A 19,954-nucleotide genomic window follows, 5' to 3' on the forward strand; every position below is an offset into this window, starting at 1 on the left:
GTGACGACACGGACGATCCGGGCCGCATATGCTTGCCTGGAGCGGGGGGACGGCGATGACCGACGGCACGATGGGCGCGTGGAGCGAGCGCAGGACGCGCACCCCGCTGAACGACAGCGAACGCATCCTCAGCGGCGTGCTCCGGCATGTTCGCGAGGCGGTGGCCGCCGACGCCACACTGCCCGGCGAGCACCGGCTCGCCGAGGCGCTCGGATGCACGCGGCAGCAGATCCGCCACGCCCTCGCCGACCTGGAGAACCAGGGGATCGTCGTGCGCCGTCAGGGCGCCGCGACCACGGTCGACCCGCTCACCCTGCGACTGAGCGCACGCTTCGAGGCGCGCGTCGAGTACGGCGACATCCTGGCGCGCATGGGATACACCCCGTCGGTCGAGGTGCTGTCGGCATCCTTCGACGCCATTCCCGATGACATCGCCGCTCTGCTGCATCCGCAGATCGAGCCCGTCGGCGCGCATATCCGACTGCGGTGGTTCGCCGATGACATCCCCGCGATGGTCGGCGAGTACATCCTGCCGATGCCTGCGGGGATGGAGCGGCCCTTCATCGACCCGACGCGGCCGATCTTCGACATCGCCCATGACCTGTGGTCCGAGGCGATCGCCTGGGAGGTCGTCTCGGCCGGAGTCACCGCCCTCACCTCCGAGGAGGCCTCGCACTTGGAGCAGCCCGAGGGTGAGGTCGCCAAGATGTGGACGATCGTCGGCGCGACGCTCAGCGGCCAGCGCATCTCGTACTCGCGCGAGGTGCACCACCGCGACCTGGTGACGTACTCCTTCATCCGCTCGGTGAAGGAGCCCTGGAAGATCGGCCCGCGCTGACGCGTCAACCCGACTGGATCAGCCCGGTCTCCCGGGCGATGTGGATCGCGCGGGAGCGGCTGTCGACGTCCAGCTTGGTGAAGATGTGGGCCACGTGGGTCTTGACGGTGGCCTCGCTGACGAACAGCGCGCGGGCGATCTCCTTGTTCGCCGCCCCCGTCGCCAGCAGTCGGAGCACCTCGACCTCGCGGTCGGTGAGCTTGGGGCGCGGGCTGCGCAGCCCCTGCAGCACCCGCGCGGCCAGCTCCGGCGCGAGCACCATGTCGCCCGCCGCTGCTCGCCGGATGCCCTCGACGATCACCTCGGGGGCGACGTCCTTGAGCAGGTAGCCGGCGGCTCCTGCCTCGATCGCGCCGAGGATCTCGGCATCCCGATCGAAGGTGGTCAGGATCAGCACGGCGGGTGCCGGGTCGAGGGCGCGCAGCGCCGCGGTGGTGCGGATGCCGTCGATCCCGTCGCCCAGCCGAAGGTCGCAGAGCACGACGTCCGGATGCAGATGACCCGACAGCGCGATCGCCTCCTCGCCGGTCGCGGCTTCGCCGACGACGTGCACGGAGCCGCTCTCGAGAACGGCGCGCAGTCCGCTGCGCACGACGGGGTGGTCATCGACGATCAGCACGGTGGTCATGAGCACGGTGGTCATGGCTTCTCCTCGTTCGTGGTCTCGGAGCCGGATGCCGGGTCGGCTACCGGTGCAGCCTGCTCGGGATGAATCGGCAGGTGCACCGAGATCGTGGTGCCCTCACCGGGCGCGCTCTCGATGTCGAGCCCGCCGCCGAGCTCACGCAGTCGTCCGCGCATGAACCGCAGACCGTAGCTGGACGAACCGGACTCGGTGTGCTTCTCCCAGGCGGGCGCATCGAAGCCCGCACCGTCATCGGTGACATCCAGGCGCACGGTGCGATCCGCATCGACCAGGCTCATCACCACGCGGGTGGCGCCGGAGTGCAGACGCACGTTCGCCAGGGCCGACTGCGCGGTGCGCAGCAGCGCGACCTCCACCTCGGTGGGCAGCAGCGGAAGCGTGTCGTCCACATGCAGCTCGACCTGCAGCCCGACCTCGTCGTGCGCGCGATCCAGCATCCGGCGCAGCGCTGCGGCGAGCACGTCACCCTCCAGCTCGGCCGGAACCAGGGCCGCGACGATCCGTCGCACATCCGCCAGGCTGTCGCCCGCGAGGGTCTCGACCTGCGTGAGCGTGCGGGCCGCCTCGGCATCCGCACTCCGCCCTGCTCCCGCATGCGCGAGCAGCCGGATCGACGAGAGCGCCTGCGCGATCGTGTCGTGGATGTCGCGGGAGATGCGCGTGCGCTCGGCGATGGCACCGGACTGGCGCTGCGCGAGGGCGAGCTCGTCCTGCAGATCGGCCATCTCCTGCTGCGCGCGGGTGAGCGAGCCCACCAGCCGCTCGCGCTCGGCGGCATCCCGCAGCAGCTGCAGGTAGCCGCGGGAGATGCCGAACGCGAAGATCCCGCCGATCAGCGGCCCGAACACGTTCGCGTAGCTGGTGGTCCCGTGGTGCATGATCGGCGCCGTGATCACGACGGCGAGCACGACTCCCGAGTACACCAGCCCCCACGGCACCGGCAGCAGATGGCCGGCGAGCAGCCAGAGCAGGAAGGCGACCCAGACGAACTCGGATGAGACGGCGACGGCGGCGATCCAGATCACGCCGAACCCGATCAGCCACCACACCACGAGTGCGCGCGAGGACGACCGCGAGGGCAGGATCGTGCCGGCCGTGTGCCAGGCGAGGATCGCGAGCCCCGAGATCACCGCGGCGGCCACCGGAGTGCCGTCGCCGATCGCGCGGATCGTGCCGATCGCGGCGAGACCGGCGGCGATGACGTGCTGGCCGATCTCCATCGCCCGCATCGTCGGGCCGGCCGACGCCGGCCCGACGTTCTCAGCGCGCGTCAGTGCTGGTCGCGACAACGGCGAACTCACGAGGCTCATGGGTCCATTCTGCTTCCTGGGTGTTCTCGGCCGAGGGACGCTTCGGCGTGCCTGGCCACCAGATGCGGTCGCCGATCAGGGCGAAGATCGCCGGCACGATCACGGTGCGCACCACGAGGGTGTCCACGATCACGCCGACGCCGACGATGAGTCCGAGCTGCCCGAGGGTGACGAGCGGCAGTACGCCGAGGGCGGCGAACACGGCCGCCAGCACGATGCCGGCGCTGGTGATCACGCCGCCGGTGTGCGCGATCGCTTCGACCATCCCGCCCTTCGTGCCGTGCACAGCCGCTTCGGTCCGGGCCCGGTGCACGAGGAAGATCGTGTAGTCGATGCCGAGGGCGACGAGGAACAGGAACGCGAGCAGTGGCACCTGCAGATCGAGGGCGTGCTGGTCGAACAGCACCCGGCTCAGCCAGGAGCCCGCGCCGATCGCGGCGACCGCGCTGGCCAGGTTGACCACGAGCAAGAGCACGGGTGCGATCACAGACCGCAGCAGGATGACGAGCACCAGCAGGCTGACCGCGAGCACGAGCGGGGCGATCAGCAGCAGGTCGGCCTGGTTGCCGGTGCGGGAGTCGAGGTCGGTCGCCACCGCACCGCCGACCAGGGCATCCGCACCCGGGACGGCGTGGACCGCTTCGCGCAGCTCGGCGATCTGGTTGAGGCTCTGCTCGGTGCTCGGCGCGTAGTCGCTGGTCACCATGATCTTGGTCAGCTCATCCGCGGTGCCGACCGCGTGCGCCCGCACGACTCCCTCGACGTCGTCGACGGCGGCGACGACCGCATCGGCCTGCGCCGTGGCGGAGACGATGAGGATCGGCTGCGCCTCACCGGGCGGGAAGTGGTTCGACAGCACTTCGAGGCCGATCGAGGACTCGGACTGCACCCGGAACTTCTCGATCTGGTTCAGCCCGATCGATGTGCCGAACAGTCCGGTCGCCATCACCGCGAGCAGGGCGAGCCCGGCGAGCAGGCTGACGACGGGACGCGTGACGACGTGCGCGGCGATGCGGCGCCAGCCGCGGCCGTGCTCGCGGGCGGGCTTGTCGGCACTGCTACCGGACACCGGCGCGGTTCCGGATGCCGGAGCGGGGCGCGGCACGAAGGGCCAGAACACCTTGCGGCCGCACACCACCAGCAGCGGCGGCAGCAGGAACAGCACGGATGCCACGGCGACGAGCAGACCGATCGCCGAGGAGATGCCGAGGCCGTGGGTGCCGGGGATGACGGCGAGAACGAGGGTCAGCAGTGCCAGCACGACGGTCGCGTTGGAGGCGATGATCGCCGGTGCCGCCTTGCGCCAGGCGGTGCTCATCGCCTGGCGATGGTTCTCGGTGCGCAGCAGCTCTTCGCGGTAGCGCGAGATGAGCAGCAGCGCGTAGTTCGTGCCCGCACCGAACACGAGCACGCTGATGATGCCGGCGTCGAACTGGAGGTCCCAGGCGGATCCGGCCGCGGCGGTCAGGCGCCCGGCGAGCCCGTCGGCGAGCGCGACGACCACGAGCGGGATGAGCCAGAGCACCGGCGAGCGGTAGGTGATGATCAGCAGCAGCGCGACGATCAGGATCGTCACGAGCAGCAGGGTGAAGTCCGCGCCCTCGAACGACGAGGCCACGTCCGCGCCGAACGCCGGGCCACCCGTCACCTGCAGGGTCAGACCGGTCGGGGTCTGCTCCACGACATCCGCCCGCAGCTCCTTGAGCACCTCGGCGGTCTCGGCGTTCGTGTCGCCCACCTTGATCGGGGTGACGATCACCGCGGCCCTGCCGTCCTCGCTGACGAGAGGGCCGGTGGAATCGGCATCCGCATGCTCGTCGAGAACCGGCAGCATCCCCTTCAGGCCTCCGACCTGAGCATCCGTCAGCTTCGCGTCGTCGTCGCGCGAGGCGACGACGAGCACCGACTGTCGGTCCGCGTTCGGGAAGCTCTTGAGGATCTCCGCGACCCGGGTGGATTCCGCGTCGGTGGGAGCCTGCGCGTTGCTGGCCGGGGCCTTCGCGGAGCCGAACGCGCCGAAGAGGAGCACCATGATCAGGACCACGAGGCCCAGTGAGATCCACGCACCGCGGCGGGACGTGAGTCGGTCGGAGAAGTGCCGTTGCACACCAGAAGCTGCCATGTCATCCACTTCACCAGCGGCCGCTTCCGAGCACATCGCGAACGAGGGTGAACCGCCACTCCTCCAAAAGGATGAGGCGCCGGCCGCAGGCACGGGAACCCGGCGGCACGACGACGGCGCCGGGTGATTAGGCTGAGTTCATCATGGATGAATTCTGGCGGTGGGCTGCCGAGCACTGGTGGTTGGGCTTCGTCGTGTTCGGCGTGGTCAGCAGCGCTGTCGGCGGGATCGCAAAGTCCTGGGACCGTGGGGCGAAGCGCCGGCATGAGCGGCGCCTCGAGACGCTGCGGGTGAAAACTCAGCTCAAGACCGCCGAGATCCAGGCGCGAGGCTTCGCCGCAGCGCCGGTCACCGCGGCGCCTGCGCAGCCGGCATCCGTCCCTCCGAACGAGCTCCTCGAGCGCCTGCTCGCGGAGCACGACGAGATCACCGCGCGCTGGCTCGACTACGAGCTCGACGTCGCCAAGCTCATCGCCTTCCCCGCGATGAGCGACGGCCGCCAGCCCCTGACCGCGGCGTTCCTGCGGGCGAAGAAGACGGCGGACGCGCTGCGCCCGGCATCCGCGGATGCGAAGGTCACCGAGCAGCGCGTGACCGAGTATCTGGACGCCGTCGGAAACTACGCCGTGGCGTTCGAGGTCGCCGAGCGCGACGCCCGCAGATTGCGCGACTCGAGCTTCAGCGTCGATGAGCGCAAGCGCCTCGACCGCGCACAGCACATGCTGAAGGTCGCTCTCGACGAGTCCGCCACCCGGGCCGAGCGGCAGGTCGCATACAAGCGCGTGCGCGACGAGCTGGAAGGGCTCATCCTTCTCTCGGACGAGGCCGTGCAGGTGCTCGAGAAGAAGGTCGCCGGCGAACTGTCGGCCGGCCCTGCTTCTGCTCCCGCCCCGCCCGCGGCCCCCGAGCCCGAGCGGATGCCGCTGCGCCGCGACGACTCGCAGGCCTGACCCGTCCCGGATTCAGGACGTATGCACTTCTGAAGGACGCTGGCGTGCGCTGCATCCTTCAGAAGTGCATACGTCCTTCAGAAGTGCCCGCACCGGGTCGTAGGCTCGGCACCATGGACAGCACACCGCAGGTCGGGATCGTCGGCGCGGGAGGCATCGCCCCGCCGCACATCGAGGGCTGGCTGGCGCTCGGCGCCGAGGTCGGCATCCTGCGTCGCACCGGAGCGGATGCTCTCGCGGAGCAGTACCGCATCCGCATCCATGACTCCCTCGACGCGCTGCTCGACGCGTCCGAGATCGTCGACATCGTCAGCCCGACGCCCTCGCATCCGGACATCGCGCAGGCGGCGTTCGACCGCGGCCGGCATGTGGTGTGCGAGAAGCCGCTCGCGCTCACCGCATCCGACGCGCAGGCGATGACGGATGCCGCGCACGCGGCCGCGGTGCGGCTGTTCCCCGCCCACGTCGTGCGCTACTTCGACGGGTACCGGCGACTGCACGAGCAGCGCGAGACGGTGGGGCGGATGCTGGAGCTCACCTTCCGCCGCACGGTCGCCGCACCCTCGGCGGCCTGGTTCTACTCGCAGGAGCTCGGCGGCGGGCTGATCCGCGACCTGATGATCCACGACCTCGACCAGGCGCTCTGGCTTGCGGGTCCGGTCGCGGAGGTGTCGGCGACGCAGGATCGGGCCGACGAGCAGCCGCCGGTCTCGGCACACGTGACCCTCACGCACGTCAACGGGGCGATCAGCCACGTGCGCGCGGACTGGTTCGGGCCCGAGACCCCGTTCCGCTCGCAGGTCGAAGTGGTCGGGGCGGATGGCGCCCTGCGCTTCGGCACCGATGAGCTCGGCGGCGCCCGCGAGGGGTATCTGCCCCCGGCATCCGATCTCGACCCGTACCGGGCGCAGCTCGCAGACTTCCTCGACGCGCTGCGCACCGGCCGCGACGCGCGCGTCACACCCGAGGACGGCGTCGCCGCGGTCGCCCTGGTGGATGCCGCCTACGCGTCGCTCGCCTCCGGGCATCCGGTCGTCCTCTGACCCGCCCCGGCCCGCCCGCCCGCCCGCCCGCCCGCCCGCCCGCCACGAATGAAGGACGAATGCACTTCTGAAGGAGAAAACGGCGCGCAGCATCCTTCAGAACGGCAAACCTCCTTCAGACCCGCAGCGCGACCGGCCGTACCAGCACGCGGCGCCGGTCGCGCAGCCACACGTCGCCGGTCGCGCGGTGCTGAGCGCGGGTCGTGAACCGGTAGCGGTACGAGATCACGCGCACCCAGCGCGGGCGACGCCCCTCGAAGGGGTCGTGGCACAGCATCCGCAGCATCGCGGGGTCGGCCTCGAGCAGCCGCCACAGGAAGGCCGTGAACCAGTCCTCCAGCGAGCGGCCCAGCGGCAGGAACCACATCAGCCAGTCCAGGCGCAGATGGTACGGCGCGAACTGGCGCGGGATGCGGTGCACATCGCCCGGCTTGCCCTTGAACTCGTACTCGCGCCAGTCCGCGGCATCCGCATCGGCATCCTCCGTGCCCTCCACGATGTACTCGATGCGCTCCTTCGTGACGGTGCCGAACGCGCCGTACGCGTTCGCGAGCTGCCAGCGGTTGAAGCTCGCGTTCATCAGCTGACGGCGCGCGAACAGGTTGCGCAGCGCCGGCCAGCTGAGAGCCAGGCAGAGGATGCCGACGGCGGCGGTGATCACGGTCCAGTACCCTTCGACGCGCTCAGGGACCCATCCGCCCTGGGTCGCTGAGCCTGTCGAAGAGCCGGGCAGCGACACCGCCGAGAACGCGACGACCACCGTCGCCCAGTTCAGCCAGGCGAAGTTGCCGGTGACGATCAGCCACAGCTGGGTGAGGATCACGACGCCGGCCGCCACGGTGCCGACGATCTGCGGCCCTTCGACGAGCTCAGGGACCCATCTCTGGAGCAGCGCCAGCGCCGGGGCGAACAGGAAGACCGGCACGATCAACTGCGCGAAGTGGTTGCCGAGCACCTCGCCCCGGTGGAACCACGCCGGCAGCAGATGCGCCTGGCGACTGAGCGGCCCGGGCATCGGCTGGGTCTCGTGGTGGAACATCATGGCGGTCAGGTCGCGCCATTCGCGTCCGCCGCGGATCTTGATCATGCCCGCGCCGAACTCCAGCCGGAACAGCAGCCACCAGAACAGCACGATCACCACGGTCGGCGGTGGCTGGTCGCGCGACCCCAGGAAGGCCGCGAGGAACCCCGCCTCGAGCAGCAGCATCTCCCAGCCGAATCCGTAGAAGGTCTGCCCGATGCTGGAGATCGACATGTACCCGAACCACAGCAGCAGGAAGCAGATCATCGGCACCCATGGCGGTCCGAGCTGCGGGATGCCGGCGACCAGAGCCAGCGCGATCAGCATCCCGACACCGCACAGCACGACCAGTCGGCGATCCGTGTAGCGGATGCGGGTGAAGACCGTCGGATGCAGCATCCGCCGTCTGGCCTTCGACGATGCCACCCACGCGAGCAGGTCGGGCGCGGGCAGCAGCCCGCGCTCCCCCAGCAGCGGGCGGAACTGGTTCAGGGTGGACAGGAAGGCGACGGCGAAGAGCGCCGCGATGCCCCGCTGCAGGACCTCACGGGCGAAGCCGAAGTCGACGGCGGCGAACCCGTCCATGACGACAGGCTACGACGTGCGCGGGCGCACCGGGAGGGGTTGACACCTCGAACCACACGCTCGAACCACGCGCTCGGGAGGAGAACGCAGCGTGGGGAGGAGTCTTCGCGTCGAAGGCTCCTCCCCACGGCGAGAACTCCTCCCGAACGGGAGGGTCACGCCGGCGCGCTCAGCCCTGCGGGAACGCGGCGACCACGTCGATCTCGACGAGGATGTTCGCCAGCTGCGAGCCCACCGTGGTGCGCACCGGGTACGGAGCGGTGAAGAACTCCTCGTACGCCGCGTTGAACTCGGCGAAGTCGCTGAGGTCCTGCAGGTGCACCGTCGACTTGACGACGTCGTCCATCGTCAGTCCGTGCACGGCGAGAACCGTCTGGATGTTGCGGAGCACCTGGCGGGTCTGCTCCCCGGCGTCAGCGGCGACCGCGTTGCCGTTGGCGGCGTCCTGCGGACCGAATCCCGCCGTGTACAGGAAGCCGTTGGCGACGACCCCGTGGCTGTAGGGGCCGGCGGGTGCGGGCACGCCCTCCGTGTGGAAACCGGTCTTCGGCATATTGCTTTCCTTTCTGTTGACAACAGGTCTGACCCCATGCGGGGAAGTTCTCAGGCGCCGGGTTCGCGGCGCAGTCCGCGCCCGGGCAGGGCGCCGGTCAGCTCGCCGTCGGCGAGGACGCGGATGCCGTGCACGAACACGTCATCGATGCCGACGGCCAGGGTGCGCGGGTCCTCGTAGGTGGAGGTGTCGGCCACGGAGGCCGGGTCGACGATGATCAGATCGGCGATCGCACCGACCTCGACCGCACCGCGCCGGCCGAGCCCGAACCGGCGCACCGGCAGCGCCGACAGGTGGTGCACGGCCTCGGCCCAGCTCCAGGTGCCGAGCTCGCGCACGTACTCGCGGAGGTACCGGGCGAATGTGCCCGCGGCTCGCGGGTGCGGATGGGCGCCGATGAAGATGCCGTCGGAGCCCCCGGTGTGCGCGGGGTGGGCGAAGATGCGGGCGAGCTCGGCGCTGCTGCGCGGATGCCGCACGGCCATCACCGCGCTGCACTCCAGCCCGGATGCCACCAGGGCGTCCAGCGCGAAGTCGATCGGCGAGGTTCCCGCGCGCTCGGCAGCGGCGCGCAGGGTGAGACCGTGCGCCCACGCCAGCTCGGGTGCCGCGAGGTGGGCGAGCGTGATCATGTCGGGCCAGTCGGGGCCGAGGCTGGCGCTCTGGGTGGCCCGGGTCGTGCAGGCCTCCCGCAGTGCGGCACGGCCGGCGGGATCGGCGATCACGGCGACCGCCTCGTCCTTCGGCAGCATCGAGACCTCGGGCGGCAGGAGCGGCATGCCCAGCAGCGTGCAGCCGCGCACATACGGGTAGGCGTCGAAGGTGGCATCCACTCCGGCATCCTCCAGCGCGTCAAGTTGCGCCAGCACGATATCGGCCTCGGCGTGGAAGTGCGAGATGTGCGCCTTCAGCGGCGATCCGGTGGCCTCTGCGGCACGGCGGGAGATCTCGGCCACCTCGGAGATGCCCGCGGCGGTGTTCGACTCGTAGCCGCCGCGCATGTGGGTGACGTACACGCCGCCGGCTTGTGCGACCGGTGCGCACAGGGCCGCGATCTCCGCGGCGTCCTGGAAGATGCCCGGCACGTAGTCGAGGCCGCTCGACAGGCCCAGCGCCCCAGCATCCATCCCCTCGGCGACGAGCGCGGCCATCCGCTGCCGGTCCTCCACGCCTGCCGGAGCGGAGTCGCGTCCGCACACCTCGAAGCGCACGGTTCCCGCCGGGACGAGGTAGCCGACGTTCAGCGGCGAGGTCCCGTCGGTGTCGGCGAGGTATGCCGCGACACCCCCGCCCCGGTAGGTGCGGTGCGGTCCATTGATCGCCGCGAAGTACTCGGATGCGTACGCGCCGTCACCCGGCGCATAGGAGACGCCGTCCTGGCCGCCGATCACCGTCGTGACGCCCTGCCTCAGCAGCGCGCGGGCGACGTCGGGGTCGCCCAGCAGGCCGTCGGCATGCGAGTGCACGTCGACGAGGCCGGGCAGCACGAACCGTCCGGATGCGTCGATCACGACATCACCCGGGAGCGCATCGACGACGCCGACCTGCGTCACCTCGCCGCCCTCGATCGCGACGTCGGCCGGCACGGGTCCGGTCGGCAAGATCACGGATCCCCCGCGCAGCACGGTGCGAGTGCTCATACTCCCGCGCCTCAGAACCAGGTGCGGACGAGATCGATGACGACGTCGGAGTCGGCGGACTCGACCACCGGCAGCACGCGCCACTTGTCGAACGCGGTGCACGGATGAGACAGCCCCAGCCGCACGACCGATCCGATCGGAAGGTGCTGCTCGGAGCGCACGTAGGAGTGCTGGTCGTTCATCGCCGACACTTCGGCGTCGAGCGGCTGCCACTCATCCGACGGCGTGGCGCGCCAGGCCCGCGGGATCGGCAGACCCTCGTCGTAGGGCAGATCGCGCTTGCCGCCGTCGACCAGGGCCAGACCGGGTTCCGGGCTGGATACGACCCTGGCGTAGCCGTGCATCGCGTTGACGAATCGGGGCGAGCCTGCCGGATGCTCCGCACCCTCGTCGAACGGCGAGATGCCGCGGTAGAAGCCATCGTCGTGCACGATGTACGCGCCCGAGCGCAGCGTGAAGCGGGTGCGCCCATCGCGGGCCGCGCCCGCCCAGACATCGGCCACGATGTCGAAGTAGGCGCTGCCGCCGGCGGTCACGAAGAGCTCGCCGTCGTCGTACAGACGGCCGAGCTCCGCGTGCAGCTCCAGCTGCGCCTCGAGGTAGGCGCGAACTGCGGCGAGCGCGGCGTCCGAGCGGTCATGCCCGAGGCTGCCCTCGTAGCCGGCGACGCCGGCAAGGCGCAGCACGGGCGACGCGGCGATGCGCTCCGCGACGCGCACGGCCTCGGCGATCGACCGCGCGCCGGTTCGGCCGCCGGCCGCGCCCAGCTCGACGCACACGGCTACCGCACGCTCCGCGCCGGTCGCGAGCAGACCGAGCTCCATCGCCTCGACGGTCTCGACGGAGTCCGCCCAGCTGACGAACCGGAAGCCCGGGTCGGCCAGCTCTGCGGCAAGCCACGCCAGCGAGCGCGGATCGACGGCCGCGTTCGCCAGCATGATCGAGTCGAGACCGAGGTCGCGGCCGGTGCGCACCTGCCCCATCGTCGCCAGGGTGATGCCGGTCGCGCCGGCGTCGGTCTGACGCTTCCAGAGCGCGGGCGCCATGGTGGTCTTGCCGTGCGGCATGATCTCCAGGCCGCGTTCGACGCACCAGGCCGACATGGTGGCGATGTTGGCATCCATCGCCGCGTCGTCGAGCGCGATGAGAGGGGTCCAGAACTCGTCCAGCCGTGGACGCGTGGCGAGGAACTCCGCCGTCGTCGAGCCGATCGCTCGCGCCGGCAGTCCCTTGTCGCGTGCGGTCAGGGGTGCGTCGTCCACGTGGACCATTCTGGACCCTTCTCTCAGGCGTTCGTCTTGATGGTGGAGGTGGCCGCCAGCTCGTGCAGACGGCCGGCGCCCTCGACATCCGGGCGGATGGATGCCATCAGCGTGGCGATCACGCCGACCACCGCGATGACGGCCGCGTACACCACGACCGGCCAGAATGAACCGCCGGCAGCCGCGACCAACGCGGTGCAGATCAGCGGAGCGAGGCCGCCGCCGAGCGTGTTCGAGATCTGGTAGCCGATGTTGACGCCGGTGGTGCGGGCCTCCGGGTCGAACATCTCGGCGAGCATCGTGGCGAGCGTGGCCTGCATGGCCACACCGAACACGACGAAGCCGATGATCTGCCCGAGCCAGATCAGCCACAGGTTGCCGGTGCTGAACAGCATGAATGCCGGATAGACCATGGCGGCGAAGCCGAGGCATCCGATGATGTACACCGTGCGGCGGCCGATCCTGTCGGAGATGTGACCCCACAGCGGGGCGACGACGATCTGCAGCAGACCCACGATCATGGTTCCTGCGAAGCCCATCCAGGCCGGTAGGTGCTTGTTGCCCACCATGAACGCCAGGCCGTAGGTGAGCACCACGTATCCGGCGATGGACTGCGGCAGTCCGATGAGGATGCCCATGATCGCGTTCTTCGGGTGCCGGAACACCTCGATGAGCGGGTTGGCCTTCTTGCCTGCGGCGGCGAGCTGCAGTGTCTGGGTCTCGACGAACTCGTCGGACTCCTCGAGGTGGCGGCGCAGGATCACCGCGACGATCGCGAGGACGATCGAGAACACGAACGGGATGCGCCAGCCCCACTCCAGGAACCAGGAACCGGGGGTCAGGCCGAGAACGGCCATGAGGCCGCCGGAGACGACGTTGGCGACACCGGCACCGCTGATGAGGAAGGCGCCGTACAGCCCCTTCTTCCCGATGGGAGCAGCCTCGACGACCATCGTCGCGGCTCCGCCCATCTCACCGCCGACGAAGAAGCCCTGCAGCAGTCGGCAGAACAGCAGCAGCAGCGGTGCCGCGACGCCGATCGCGTGATCGGAGGGGATCAGGCCGATGGCGGTGGTGGCGAGGCCCATGCCGATGACGGTGCTCATCAGCACCGTCTTGCGGCCGATCCGGTCGCCGATGATGCCCCAGATGATGCCGCCGACGGGGCGCAGGAAGAAGCCCACGGCGAAGGTGGCGAAGGAGGACAGCTGGGCGATCACCGGGTCTTCGGAGGAGAAGAACACGGCGGGGAACACGGCTGCCGAGGCGAGACCGTACAGGTAGTAGTCGTAGTACTCGATGAGCGTTCCGATGGCACCGCCGGCCACCGTCTTGCGCTGCTTCTGGGACAGACCGCGAGATGCGGACACAGTCGTCATCCGAGCCTCCTTGCTGGGTGAGAATGGGCCGCGCAGAGCGCGCGGGCCTCGACGAGACGTCTGGGGTGACGCTAAGCTAGCAGGCAGAGAGACATTTTGTCTATCCCGCTTATTTTTTGTTCAGAACAGTTCGTTCAGCCGCCGTCGATCTCAATGAGGAAGCGATGAAGACCAGGACCGCAGCAGAAGACGCCATCGAAGGCCTCGCTCAGGATGTCGCCCGTCAGACCTACGACACGGCCGAGGCGGTGCTGCGCCTGTACCAGCCCGTGATGCGGGCGCTCGCGACCGCAGCCGGCCCCTCCGTCGAGGTGGTGCTGCACAACCTCGACGGCGACGACGTCGACCTCGGTCACACGATCATGGCGATCGAGAACGGCCACGTCACCGGACGCGCGGTCGGCGGACCCTCGACATCGCTCGGACTCGACGTGCTCAAGGACCGCCGAGCCGATCACGACGCGTTCGGGTACACCGCCTACACGGCTGACGGGCGCCAGTTGCGGTGCTCATCGGTGTACTTCCACAACGCCGACGGCGACATCATCGCGTCGCTGTGCATCAACGTCGATCTGAGCCCGATCCAGCAGGCGCGCAATGTCCTGACCGCGCTGCTGCCGGCATCGGAACGGATGCCGAACGCCCCGCGCGAGCACTTCGGCACCGACCTCGTCGCCGTGATGGACTCGATGATCAGCGATGCCATGCACGAGATCGGCCGCCCCGTCGAGAACATGTCGCGCGACGACAAGATCACCGTGCTCGAGCGCCTGGATCAGCGCGGTGCGACCCAGATGCGCAAGTCCGTCGAGGCGATCGCCAAGCGGCTCGGCATCTCCCGTGTCACCGCGTACAGCTACCTCGAGGAGGCTCGGGCCCGCCGCTAGGGCTTCCGCCATCATGGAGAACGTGAATCACCCCTCCCCTGCCTCAGCGGACACCGCCGTGCCCGCCGTCATCGCCCTCGGCGAGACGATGGTTCTCGTCACACCGCACGACGCGACGCGACTGGCGGATGCCGACGACGTGCGCCTGACCATCGGCGGCGCCGAGTCGAACGTCGCCGCCCACGTCGCCGCTCTCGGGCAGCGTGCGGCCTGGGTCAGCGCGCTCGGCGACGACGTGCTCGGGCACCGCGTGCACCGCACCGTGACCGGGCAGGGCGTCGACACCCGATGGGTGCGCTTCGCCCCCGACGCCCCGACCGGCGTGTACTTCAAGGACCCGGGTCATGGTGTGCACTACTACCGCGCCGGTTCCGCGGCATCGCGGATGAGTCCCGAGAGCGTCGCCGAGGTTCCGTTCGAGGATGCCGAGATCGTGCACGTCTCCGGCATCACGCCCGCCCTCTCGGCATCCTGCGCAGCCCTGATCGACTCGGTCATCGACCGCGTCACGACGGCAGGCCGCGGATCGCTGAGCTTCGACGCCAACCATCGCGCCGCCCTGTGGCCGGCATCCGTCGCCGCACCCGTGCTGCTCGACCTGGCGAACCGCTCGGACATCGTGTTCGTCGGCCTCGACGAGGCCGAGACGCTCTGGGGCTGCCGCACCGCGGACGAGGTGCGCGCACTGGTCGCCGCGCCGAGCCATCTGATCGTCAAGGACGGGGATGTCGGGGCGACGGAGTTCTCCGCCGCGGACACCGTCTTCGTGCCCGCGATCCGCACCGAGGTCGTCGAGGCGGTCGGCGCCGGGGATGCGTTCGCAGCCGGCTGGCTCGCCGCGAAGCTCCACGGCAGGCCGCCCGAGGAGCGGCTGCAGGCAGGCCACCGGCGCGCGCACCTGGTGCTCCAGTCCACCGAGGACGTACCGGTCACGGCCGTCGAATGACGACGCACCACCCATCGAAAGGGACACTCATGGACAATTCCGGATTCGAGCAGCTGTTCGGCGGCTCACCGCTGATGGCGATCCTGCGCGGCATGGGCGTGGAGCGCAGCCTCGCGGTGTCGACCACCGCCTGGGATCTCGGCATCGAGGTCGTCGAGCTGCCGATCCAGACCGAAGAGGACATCGAGGCGCTGCGCGTGGTCGCCGCCGCCGGCAAGGAGCGCGGCAAGTCCGTCGGCGCCGGGACGGTGGTCTCCCTCGCGCACGTCGCACAGGCGGCATCCGCCGGTGCCGTCTTCACAGTGAGCCCCGGTCTCGACCTCGACGTCGTCCGCGCATCGCATGAGGCGGGCCTGCTCAGCATGCCCGGTGTCGCCACGGCGAGCGAGGTGCAGCTGGCGATGAAGTCCGGGCTGACCTGGCTGAAGGCGTTCCCCGCCTCGGAGTTGGGCTCGCGGTGGCTCTCCGCCATGCACGGTCCGTTCCCGCAGGCGCAGTTCGTGACCACCGGCGGAATGAGCGCCGCCAACGCGGGCGAGTTCCTGCAGGCCGGCGCCCGCGTCGTGGCGGTCGGCTCCGCCCTCGAGGACCCGGCGCAGCTGCCCCTGCTGGCGGGTCTGCTCGGCGGCGCGGACCGGTCATGACCGACGCCGCGGTCCTCGCCTCCCGGCTCGCGCACGTCGAGGCGCGGCTGGCGTTCGAGATCGACGTGGTCGCCGCCGAGCGCGCGGTCGCGTCGGGTGCCGCCGTGCTCGTCGACACGCGGCGGCAGGAGTCGTGGGAGCACGGGCACATCGCCGGCGCACTGCACCTGCCCACGACCGAGATCGAGGCGCGCATCGACGACCTGCCGCGGGATCGCACCCTGATCGTCTACGGCTGGGGGCCGGATGCAACGGAGCCACCGCCACGGCCCGGACCCTGCTCACCGCGGGGCTCGACGTGCGCGAGCTGCTCGGCGGCTACGAGTACTGGGTGCGCAACGGCTTCCCCACCGAGTCGGACGGCGTGACCACCCGCGCCACGCCGGATCCGCTGGTGACCGCCGAGGCCTGAGCGCGCGGCATCCGCTCGCCCCGGCATCCGCTCGCCCTCCGGCCCCGCAGCGACCGCGCACGCTCCGGAGGAGAACACAGCGATGGGAGGAGCCTTCGCGGTGAAAGCTCCTCCCATCGGGGAGAACTCCTCCCGAGCGGGAGGGGAGATCGGAGTCCTTACTCGGTGACGAGCCAGTCGATCTGGTCGCCGTACTCCTCGATCCACTTGTCGACGGCCTCCGCCGACTTGTCCTTGTACTCGTCCGAGGTGACGAGGCCCTCGAGCGCGCCGTACTGCTCATCGTTCAGCTTGATCTTCGCGATGTAGTCCGCAGCCTCGGCATTCGCCTCGCTGAAGCCCTTCGTGCCCAGGAAGTGCAGACCCTCGGGCTCGCCCATGGCGCCCTTCGGGTCCTTCAGGTCCTTGATCGGGTACGCGTCATTGGCCCAGAACGGGCGCCACAGCGTGACGACGATGTCTTCCTTCTTCTTCGTCGCCTTGTCGAGCTCGGTGAGCATCGCCGCGGTCGACGAGGTGACGAGCTCGTACTCGCCGTCCAGGCCGTACTCCGGCAGCATGCTGTCCTGCGTCTGCTTGGTCAGGCCGGCACCGGGCTCGATGCCGATGATCTTGCCGCCGAACATGTCGGCGTTGCCCTTGAGCTCCTCGATCGAGTCGATCTTGGTGTACTCGGGCACGGCGATCGTGAGCTTGGCGTTGTCGTAGTACTTGCCGAGGTCCTCGATGTCGTCGCCGAACTTGTCCATGTAGGACTTGTGGGTCAGCTCGGGCCAGGCCGACGGGTAGATGTCGACGTCGCCCTTGGCGAGGCCGGTGTACAGCGGGCCGGCCTCGGTGAGGGTGTTCATCTCGACCTTGTAGCCGAGCTTCTCGAGCTGGTCCTGCAGCAGGTACGCGGTGCTGAGACCGTCGGTCCAGCCGGGCAGGAAGCCGAGCGTGACGGTGCCCTTGTCATCGCCGGCCGGCTTGTCGCCTGGGGTGTCGTTCGTGCCGCTCGCGCAGCCGACGAGAGCGAGGGATGCAGCGGCGGTGAACGCCAGGATGCTGGTGAGCTGTCGCTTCTTCATGAGATTCCTTCTTTCGTGATGCATGACATCGTGCGTTATGTATGGGACTCGGTACTGCGGTGTGCGGGTGGTGCTGTCCAGCCCGCGCGTCACGGCCGGTCCGGCCGTGACGGGTCGGAGCCCCGGGTTCGGGCCGCGACGAGATTCAGGCGGTGGCGAAGCCAGGGGCGATCGCCGCCTCGGCGGCCTCCTGCCGGCGGCGGTCCTGACGACGGCGCTCGAGGATGCCGAGCAGCGAAGACGGTGAGGGCTCCGCGAGGGCCGCCGTGCAGCGGTCGAGGAAGACGGCGATCAGCACGATGCCGAGACCGGCCTCCACGCCCAGCGCGATGTCCATCGACGAGATGCCCTGCACGACCAGCTTGCCGAGTCCGTCGGCGCCGGCCATACCGGCGATCACGGCCATCGACAGGGCCAGCATGATCAGCTGGTTGATGCCGGCCATGATGGTCGGCAGCGCCAGCGGCAGCTGCACACCGCGCAGGATCTGCCCCGGGGTCGCGCCGAACGCGTGTCCGGCCTCGACGGTCTCGCTGTCGACTCCGCGGATGCCGAGCTCGGTCAGGCGCACGCCCGGAGGCAGCGCGAAGATGACCGTGGCGACCACGCCGGGGACCACGCCGATGCCGAAGAACATGATCGCGGGGATCAGGTAGACGAACGCGGGCATGGTCTGCATGAAGTCCAGCACGGGCTTGAGCGTCGCGCGCACCCGGTCGTTGCGGGCCGACCAGATGCCCAGCGGCACGGCGATCAGCACGGCGATGACGGCGGCGACGATGACCAGCGCCATGGTCTGCATGGCAGGAGTCCACAGGTCGAGCGCCAGGATGAACACGAACGACAGGATCGTGCCCACCGCCAGCTTCCAGGAGCGCAGCAGCCAGGCGATCAGGGCGAAGATCGCGATCGTGACCGGGAACGGGGTCTCGATCAGCGCGGTCGACAGGCCGTCGACGAACGCACCGATGACGGTGGAGACGAAGGTGAACAGCCCCTCCAGGTTGTCGAGCAGCCAGTTCAGGCCGGTCTCGACCCAGTCTCCGAGCGGAATGCGGAATCCATCCATCAATGCGCCTCCTCTGCGGAGTCGGGCGACGAGGCGGCGGTCGCGGCGGATGCGGTCTCCACCGCATCCTGGGCCTCAGCCAGCACCTCGTCGATAACGGCCTGCGGCATCGGGTTCAGCGGCAGGGTGAGCTCGCCGGTGGCCCCCGGACCGGGGCCGAGGGCGGCGAGCAGGGTGACACGCGGGATGACGCCGGTCAGGCGTCCTTCGGCATCCGTCACCGCGAGAGGCAGGGGCGACTCGACGGAGGGGATGAAGAGGTTCATCAGCACCTCGTTCTCGTCGACGCTCTGCGGGACCGGTTTGAGGATCGACGCGAGCGAGGACTCGCCCTTGCGCACCAGCTTCACGGCATCCCGGTCGGTGACCATGCCGACCAGCTGGCGGTCACGGCCGACGACGTAGGTCGCCGACATGTAGGAGTCCCGCATCTGGCGCAGCGCGGTGCGCGGGCCGGCGGTGTCGGGCACGACCGGACGCGCACGCTCCATGACGTTCGCGGCGGTCAGCACGCGGGCGCGGTCGACGTCCTGCACGAACTGCTCGACGTAGTCGTTGGCGGGGTCGGTGAGGATGTCCTCGGGCGTGCCGATCTGCACGATGCGGCCGTCGCGCATGACCGCGATGCGGTCGCCGAGGAACATGGCCTCGTTGAGGTCGTGCGTGATGAAGACGATGGTCTTCTGCAGCTTGGCCTGCAGCTCGACGAGCTGCTCCTGCATCTCGCGGCGGATCAGCGGGTCGAGGGCGCTGAACGCCTCGTCCATGAGCAGGATGTCGGTGTCGGCGGCGAGCGCGCGGGCGATGCCGACGCGCTGCTGCATGCCACCGGAGAGCTCGCTGGGCAGCTTGTCGCCCCAGCCCTCCAGGCCGACCAGGGAGAGGATCTCCTCGGCCTTGCGCAGGCGCTCGGTCTTGCCGATGCCCTTCAGCTCCAGCGGGTAGGCGACGTTCGCGGCGACCGTGCGGTGCGGCAGCAGCGCGAAGTGCTGGAAGACCATCGACACGCGCTCACGGCGGATCTCGCGCAGCGCGGCGGGCGGCGCCTTGGCGATGTCGTCACCGCCGATGATCACCTCGCCGTCGGTGATGTCGTGCAGGCCGTTCAGCATGCGGATGATGGTGGACTTGCCGGATCCGGACAGTCCCATGATCACGAAGATCTCACCGCGGTTGACGGTGAAGCTGGCGTCGATGACCGCTGCGGTGCCGGCGTCGAGCACGTCGGTTCGGGTTTCGCCGGCCTTCAGACGCTTGACCGCATGCTGCGGACTGCGACCGAAGACCTTGTACAGATGGTGCGCTTCGAGAGCGATTTCGGACACGTTTCCCCTGACAGACTCACCCATTTCCAGGGTGTCGGCGAGCCTGCTTCGGTAACGTCCGGGTGATGATCACAGGGCCGTTTCGACAATCGCTGTACTGGCGGCGCGGACGAGGATTTCGGATCCTCGCAAAGAACATCGACCGTACGCCCACGCCTCTTCGTGTACAGCTCGAGTCGAAAGAAGGACGCGGCCGCGGACTGGTCTTGTGGCCCCTCGACCACCTGTCCACGCTAACGAATGGCTGATCCG

18 protein-coding genes are annotated in these 19,954 nt (G+C 69.6%); 7 read left to right on the top strand and 11 right to left on the bottom strand.

What is annotated here, in order from left to right:
- Positions 1-55: 55 nt before the first annotated feature.
- Entirely contained in the window at positions 56-838 is a 783-nt protein-coding gene (locus tag QF046_RS10915) for a GntR family transcriptional regulator (protein ID WP_307369636.1), read from the top strand.
- Positions 839-842: 4 nt separating this feature from the next.
- Here QF046_RS10915 and QF046_RS10920 read toward each other — a convergent pair whose 3' ends face one another.
- Genes QF046_RS10920 through QF046_RS10930 form a run of 3 tightly spaced genes read right to left on the bottom strand, consistent with a single transcriptional unit; the run spans position 843 to position 4,916 of the window.
- Positions 843-1,481, bottom strand: a complete 639-nt coding sequence (locus tag QF046_RS10920; protein ID WP_307369637.1) for a response regulator transcription factor — start codon at positions 1,479-1,481, stop codon at positions 843-845.
- The gene (locus QF046_RS10925) at positions 1,478-2,794 is read right to left on the bottom strand and encodes a sensor histidine kinase (protein ID WP_307369639.1); all 1,317 of its coding nucleotides are present in this window, start codon (positions 2,792-2,794) and stop codon (positions 1,478-1,480) included. The genes QF046_RS10920 and QF046_RS10925 overlap by 4 nt, the downstream gene beginning before the upstream one ends.
- Entirely contained in the window at positions 2,745-4,916 is a 2,172-nt protein-coding gene (locus QF046_RS10930) for an MMPL family transporter (RefSeq protein WP_307369641.1), read from the bottom strand. Before QF046_RS10930 ends, QF046_RS10925 begins: the two co-directional genes overlap by 50 nt.
- Before the next feature lie 143 nt (positions 4,917-5,059).
- Between QF046_RS10930 and QF046_RS10935 the strand changes: the two genes are divergently transcribed.
- Both QF046_RS10935 and QF046_RS10940 read left to right on the top strand, forming a co-directional pair.
- A complete protein-coding gene (locus QF046_RS10935) occupies positions 5,060-5,866 on the top strand; it encodes a hypothetical protein (protein ID WP_307369642.1) in 807 nt (268 codons plus the stop codon).
- Between the two features lie 113 nt (positions 5,867-5,979).
- The gene (locus QF046_RS10940) at positions 5,980-6,909 is read left to right on the top strand and encodes a Gfo/Idh/MocA family protein (RefSeq protein WP_307369643.1); all 930 of its coding nucleotides are present in this window, start codon (positions 5,980-5,982) and stop codon (positions 6,907-6,909) included.
- Positions 6,910-7,024: 115 nt separating this feature from the next.
- Here the strand turns inward: QF046_RS10940 and QF046_RS10945 are convergent, their stop codons facing one another.
- From QF046_RS10945 to QF046_RS10965, 5 genes are all read right to left on the bottom strand, one after another.
- A complete protein-coding gene (locus tag QF046_RS10945; protein WP_307369646.1) occupies positions 7,025-8,515 on the bottom strand; it encodes a lipase maturation factor family protein in 1,491 nt (496 codons plus the stop codon).
- A gap of 169 nt (positions 8,516-8,684) precedes the next feature.
- Positions 8,685-9,068 (bottom strand): RidA family protein, encoded by a 384-nt coding sequence (locus QF046_RS10950; protein WP_307369647.1) that lies wholly within the window; start codon positions 9,066-9,068, stop codon positions 8,685-8,687.
- 50 nt (positions 9,069-9,118) lie between these two features.
- Entirely contained in the window at positions 9,119-10,708 is a 1,590-nt protein-coding gene (locus QF046_RS10955) for an amidohydrolase family protein (protein WP_307369649.1), read from the bottom strand.
- An 11-nt stretch (positions 10,709-10,719) separates the two neighbouring features.
- Positions 10,720-11,970, bottom strand: coding sequence for an alanine racemase (locus tag QF046_RS10960; protein WP_307369652.1), 1,251 nt, complete (start codon positions 11,968-11,970; stop codon positions 10,720-10,722).
- Positions 11,971-11,993: 23 nt separating this feature from the next.
- Complete coding sequence (locus QF046_RS10965; RefSeq protein WP_307369654.1) at positions 11,994-13,349, bottom strand: MFS transporter; 1,356 nt, start codon at positions 13,347-13,349, stop codon at positions 11,994-11,996.
- A gap of 164 nt (positions 13,350-13,513) precedes the next feature.
- On the opposite strand from QF046_RS10965, the gene QF046_RS10970 reads away from it, so the two are divergent.
- Genes QF046_RS10970 through QF046_RS10985 form a run of 4 tightly spaced genes read left to right on the top strand, consistent with a single transcriptional unit; the run spans position 13,514 to position 16,194 of the window.
- A complete protein-coding gene (locus QF046_RS10970) occupies positions 13,514-14,236 on the top strand; it encodes a transcriptional regulator (protein WP_307369656.1) in 723 nt (240 codons plus the stop codon).
- A 22-nt stretch (positions 14,237-14,258) separates the two neighbouring features.
- The gene (locus QF046_RS10975) at positions 14,259-15,182 is read left to right on the top strand and encodes a sugar kinase (RefSeq protein ID WP_307369657.1); all 924 of its coding nucleotides are present in this window, start codon (positions 14,259-14,261) and stop codon (positions 15,180-15,182) included.
- A 29-nt stretch (positions 15,183-15,211) separates the two neighbouring features.
- Positions 15,212-15,826: a bifunctional 4-hydroxy-2-oxoglutarate aldolase/2-dehydro-3-deoxy-phosphogluconate aldolase gene (locus tag QF046_RS10980; RefSeq protein WP_307369660.1), complete on the top strand. Its 615-nt coding sequence runs from the start codon at positions 15,212-15,214 to the stop codon at positions 15,824-15,826.
- Positions 15,823-16,194 (top strand): rhodanese-like domain-containing protein, encoded by a 372-nt coding sequence (locus QF046_RS10985; protein ID WP_307369663.1) that lies wholly within the window; start codon positions 15,823-15,825, stop codon positions 16,192-16,194. The genes QF046_RS10980 and QF046_RS10985 overlap by 4 nt, the downstream gene beginning before the upstream one ends.
- 202 nt (positions 16,195-16,396) lie before the next feature.
- Here QF046_RS10985 and QF046_RS10990 read toward each other — a convergent pair whose 3' ends face one another.
- The 3 genes from QF046_RS10990 to QF046_RS11000 form a co-directional block, all read right to left on the bottom strand.
- On the bottom strand, positions 16,397-17,308 hold the full coding sequence (locus QF046_RS10990; RefSeq protein WP_307369666.1) for a glycine betaine ABC transporter substrate-binding protein: 912 nt from the start codon (positions 17,306-17,308) through the stop codon (positions 16,397-16,399).
- A gap of 145 nt (positions 17,309-17,453) precedes the next feature.
- The gene (locus tag QF046_RS10995) at positions 17,454-18,377 is read right to left on the bottom strand and encodes a proline/glycine betaine ABC transporter permease (protein WP_307369668.1); all 924 of its coding nucleotides are present in this window, start codon (positions 18,375-18,377) and stop codon (positions 17,454-17,456) included.
- Complete coding sequence (locus QF046_RS11000; RefSeq protein ID WP_373425697.1) at positions 18,377-19,726, bottom strand: glycine betaine/L-proline ABC transporter ATP-binding protein; 1,350 nt, start codon at positions 19,724-19,726, stop codon at positions 18,377-18,379. The genes QF046_RS10995 and QF046_RS11000 overlap by 1 nt, the downstream gene beginning before the upstream one ends.
- Positions 19,727-19,954 lie beyond the last annotated feature (228 nt).

This window comes from Microbacterium sp. W4I4 (genome assembly GCF_030816235.1).
Classification (GTDB): Bacteria; Actinomycetota; Actinomycetes; order Actinomycetales; family Microbacteriaceae; genus Microbacterium.